This window comes from Micromonospora sp. 4G55 (assembly GCF_016803375.1).
This window is the reverse complement of sequence record NZ_JAEVHN010000587.1, coordinates 1-3,829: the sequence shown is the minus strand read 5'-3', so window position 1 is coordinate 3,829 and position 3,829 is coordinate 1. Positions and strand designations below refer to the sequence as shown.

Below are 3,829 nucleotides of genomic sequence, written 5' to 3'. Positions count from 1 at the left end.
CCGGGGCGTCGGCCGCCGCCAGCCGGCGCGCGGTGAGCAGCGGGTCGGGCCGCAGCAGCACCAGGAGTACGACGCGGCGAGCACGAACGCGGCGGCGCTGAACGCGAACGGACCGGCCAGCGGTGGCAGTCCCCACCCGCTGGTGGTGCGGTCGGCGAGCGCGGCGAAGTTCGGCGCGGCCACCGCGCCGATGGTGGTGGCCCAGACGATCAGCGACAGCTGGCGGCCCCGGCGGGCCGGCTCGGCGAGGTCCACCGCGGCGTAGCGGGCCTGGAGGTTCGCCGCGGTGCCGCCGCCGAAGAGCAGCATGCCGAGGAAGAGCAGCGGTACGAAGCGGGTGACCGTGGCGAGCACCACCAGCACGGCGCCGACGGCGCCGGACAGGTAGGCGACGGCCAGCCCGGGTCGCCGGCCGTGCCCGTTCATGATCCGGGTGACCGGGACGGCGAGCAGCGCCCCGCCGACCACGGCGGCGCTCTGCGCCAGGCCGGCGACGGCGGTGCCGGCGACCCGGGCGGCGAGCAGCGCCCCCACCGAGATGCCGATGGTGACGCCGATCCCGCCGATGATCTGGGTGGTGAACAGCAGGCGCAGGGTCCGTCGCTGGATCGGCGCGACGTCCGGCCGGGTACGGGCCGGCGCGGTCAGGTCGGTGGCCATGCGGCCTCCTCGGTAAGGGGTCAGACGCGGGCCCCATCCTTGCAAACCGGCCCCGCCCCGGGGGACCCGGTTTCGCTACAGGCCGAGCCCGCGCCCGATGATCTCCTTCATGATCTCCGTGGTGCCGCCGTAGATGGTCTGCACCCGCCCGTCGAGCCACGCCTTCGCCACCGGGTACTCCAGCATGAATCCGTAGCCGCCGTGCAGCTGCACGCAGCGGTCGGCGACCTTGTTCTGCAGCTCGGTGGTCCACCACTTGGCCTTCGCGGCGTCGGTGACCGAGAGCCGGCCGGCGTTGAACTCGGCCACGCAGTGGTTGACGAAGGTGCGCGCGATGGTGACCTCGGTGTCCAGCTCCGCCAGCAGGAACCGGTTGTGCTGGAACTTGCCGATCGCCGGCCGAACGCCTCCCGCGAGCGGGCGTAGTCGAGGGTCACCGCGAGCAGCTTCTCCGCCGCCGCCACCGCCGCGACGGCGATGCTGAGCCGCTCCCGGGGCAGGTTGGCCATCAGGTGGTAGAAGCCGTGGTTCTCGGTGCCGATCAGGTTCTCCGCCGGCACCCGGCAGTCGTCGAAGAAGAGTTCGGCGGTGTCGTTGGCCTTCAGGCCCACCTTCGCCAGCCGCCGGCCCCGGGTGAAGCCGGGGGTACCGGTCTCCACCGCGACCAGGCTGACCCCGTGCGCGCCCTGGTCCGGCGCGGTACGCACCACCACGATCACCAGGTCGGCCATCTCGCCGTTGGTGATGAACGTCTTCTGCCCGTTGAGCACCCACCCGTCGCCGTCGCGGACCGCGTTGGTGCGGATCCCGGCCAGGTCGCTGCCCGCACCCGGCTCGCTCATCGCGATCGCGGTGACCAGGTCGCCGGAGCAGAACCCGGGCAGCCAGCGCTTGCGCTGCTCGTCGGTGGTCAGCTCGGTCAGGTACGGCGCCACCACGTCGTTGTGCAGGCCGAAGCCGAGCCCCGAGCAGCCCGACGCGACGATCTCCTCGTCCAGCACCGCGTTGAACCGGAAGTCGCGCTGCCCGCCGCCGCCGTGGTCGGTGTCGACGTCCATGCCGAGCAGCCCGGCCGCGCCGGCCTTGCGCCACACCTCGCGGTCGACGATGCCGTCGGCCTCCCACCGGGGGTGGTGCGGCACCGCCTCGCGGGCCAGGAACTCCCGGCACAGGTCGCGGAACTCCTCGTGGACCGGTTCGTACAGATGCTGCTCCATGGCGGCCAGTGTGGCACCGCTCACCCGCGCTGCCCAGGGGCGGTGGCAGGCGTTCCCAGCGGCGTACGGGTCAGGGTGCGCGTGGCGAGCACGAGCACGACGGCGAGGACGAGCCGAAGGCCGGCGGCGGTCTGCGCCTGCCTCGCCGACGACGTGACGTACCGCCCGAACGCCTGGGCCGGTCCGGCCCACCGTCCACGGGCGGGACGCGGTGACAGCCGCCTTCGCCGATCAGCTCGGACCCGGCGAGGGCCCGGTGCTCGGCCCGGTCTGGGCGGCCGGCGAGCGGGTGGTCTGCGAGTGGGCGTGGGCGCCGGCCGAGAACGGCACCGTGCTGTGCGGCCTGGACGTCTACCGGGTCCACGACGGCCGGATCGCCGCCAAGGACGCCTCGGGCAAGATCACGACCGGGCCCTGAACCGGGGCGCTACCCGGCCAGCGCGCTGGCGCCGACGGTCAGGTCCTGCACCAGCCCCGCGTACGCGCGTCCTGGTCGTCGGCGCGCAGCACGGCGGACGGGTGGATGGTGGCCAGCAGCTGCGCGGCGGGCGCGTCGGCCACCTTCCCGGCGCTGTCCACCGGGACCCGGACGAAGTCCTCCGGGCGCTGCGCGGCGGCCGGCCAGGGCAGCAGCTCGCCGCGCTGCTTGGTCACCCGGAACGCCGGGCCGAGCAGGGCCTTGGCGGCGGTCGCGCCGAGCACCACCACCAGGTCCGGACGCAACCGGGAGAACTCCGCGACCAGCCACGGCCGGCAGGCGGTGATGTGCACCCGGTCCGGCGTCTGGTGGATACGCCGCTTCCCGCGTAGCTCGAACCTGAAGTGCTTTACGGCATTCGTCAAATAGATGTGCTTTGGGTCGATTCCGGCGTCGTCGACCGCCCGCCGCAACAGCCGGCCGGCTGGGCCGACGAAGGGCAGTCCTTTTTGATCTTCCATGTCGCCGGGCTGCTCGCCGACCAGGACCACCCGGGCGCTCTCGTCACCCCGGCCGAAGACCGTCTGCGAGGCGTCGCGGTACAGCTCGCAGCCCCGGCAGCCGGCGGCCGCGGTGCGCAGCTCGTCGAGGGTGTCCGCCTGCGGCGGGATGAACTGCTGCGCACCGGGCGCGGCGTCGGTCTCGGCCATGGCGAACTTTATATACCGGATTCGCCGGCGACGCCGGGTGCGGCGCGGCCGGGCCGGCGCGCGTCAGTAGCCCCCGCCACCGTCGCCACCGCCGCCCATGGCGAGCGCGATCACCACGATCACCAAGATCACCGCGATCGCGATGGCGATCCAGAGCCCCGTCCTCGATCTGGGTCCAGCCATGACCGGTCACCTCCGGCCGCGCGCTTACCCTCCGAAATGTCGACCATGCGCGTCGAGGACCAGCCGGTTCACGTGGTGAACGGCCCGGCGGGGCCGGCCGGAGCACCCGCGCGACCGCGTCGGCGACCGGCACCAGGTCGGCGTCGTCGAGCGCGCTGACGGTGATCCGGATCCCGGGCTCGGCGCCGATCCGGTAGAGCGCGCCGGGCGCCACCGACCACCCGGCGTCGCGCAGCGCGGTGACCACGCTGGTCTCGTCCGGCACCGGCAGCCAGATGTTGATGCCGCTGCGACCGCGCCCGGCCAGCCCCCGGGCGGCGAGCGCCGCCAGCAGCCCGGTACGCCGCCGCTCGTACTCCTCGCCGGAGCGGCGGACCAGCTCCGCGGTGGCCGGTCGCGCCAGAGCGACAGCACCAGCCGTTGCAGCACGGTGGAGACCCAGCCGGCGCCGACCCGGGCGCGGCCGGCGACCCGGGACACGGTGGCCTCGTCGCCGGCCAGCACCGCCAGCCGCAGGTCGGGCCCGAACGGCTTGCTCACCGACCGGACGAAGGCCCACGCCGGGGTCGCCCCGGCGAGCGGGTGCAGCGGCACCCGGGCCAGCTCGGGCGGCGTGGTCGTCCTCGATCAGCAGCAGGTCG

The 3,829-nt window shown here is 74.1% G+C and carries 2 protein-coding genes and 3 pseudogenes; 2 read left to right on the top strand and 3 right to left on the bottom strand.

The window, feature by feature from the left end:
- Together JNW89_RS30420 and JNW89_RS30415 are read right to left on the bottom strand one after the other, a co-directional pair.
- Positions 1-660: pseudogene (locus tag JNW89_RS30420) on the bottom strand (MFS transporter); the annotation flags it as partial.
- Positions 661-735: 75 nt separating this feature from the next.
- Positions 736-1,877, bottom strand: a pseudogene (locus JNW89_RS30415) (acyl-CoA dehydrogenase family protein).
- Between the two features lie 211 nt (positions 1,878-2,088).
- Here JNW89_RS30415 and JNW89_RS30410 point away from each other — a divergent pair.
- Entirely contained in the window at positions 2,089-2,295 is a 207-nt protein-coding gene (locus JNW89_RS30410; RefSeq protein WP_238451697.1) for a hypothetical protein, read from the top strand.
- A gap of 9 nt (positions 2,296-2,304) precedes the next feature.
- On the opposite strand, the pseudogene JNW89_RS30405 reads toward JNW89_RS30410, so the two are convergent.
- Positions 2,305-3,005: pseudogene (locus JNW89_RS30405) on the bottom strand (UdgX family uracil-DNA binding protein).
- A gap of 613 nt (positions 3,006-3,618) precedes the next feature.
- Here JNW89_RS30405 and JNW89_RS30400 point away from each other — a divergent pair.
- On the top strand, positions 3,619-3,829 hold a 211-nt coding region (locus JNW89_RS30400; protein ID WP_238451696.1), incomplete at its 3' end, for a hypothetical protein.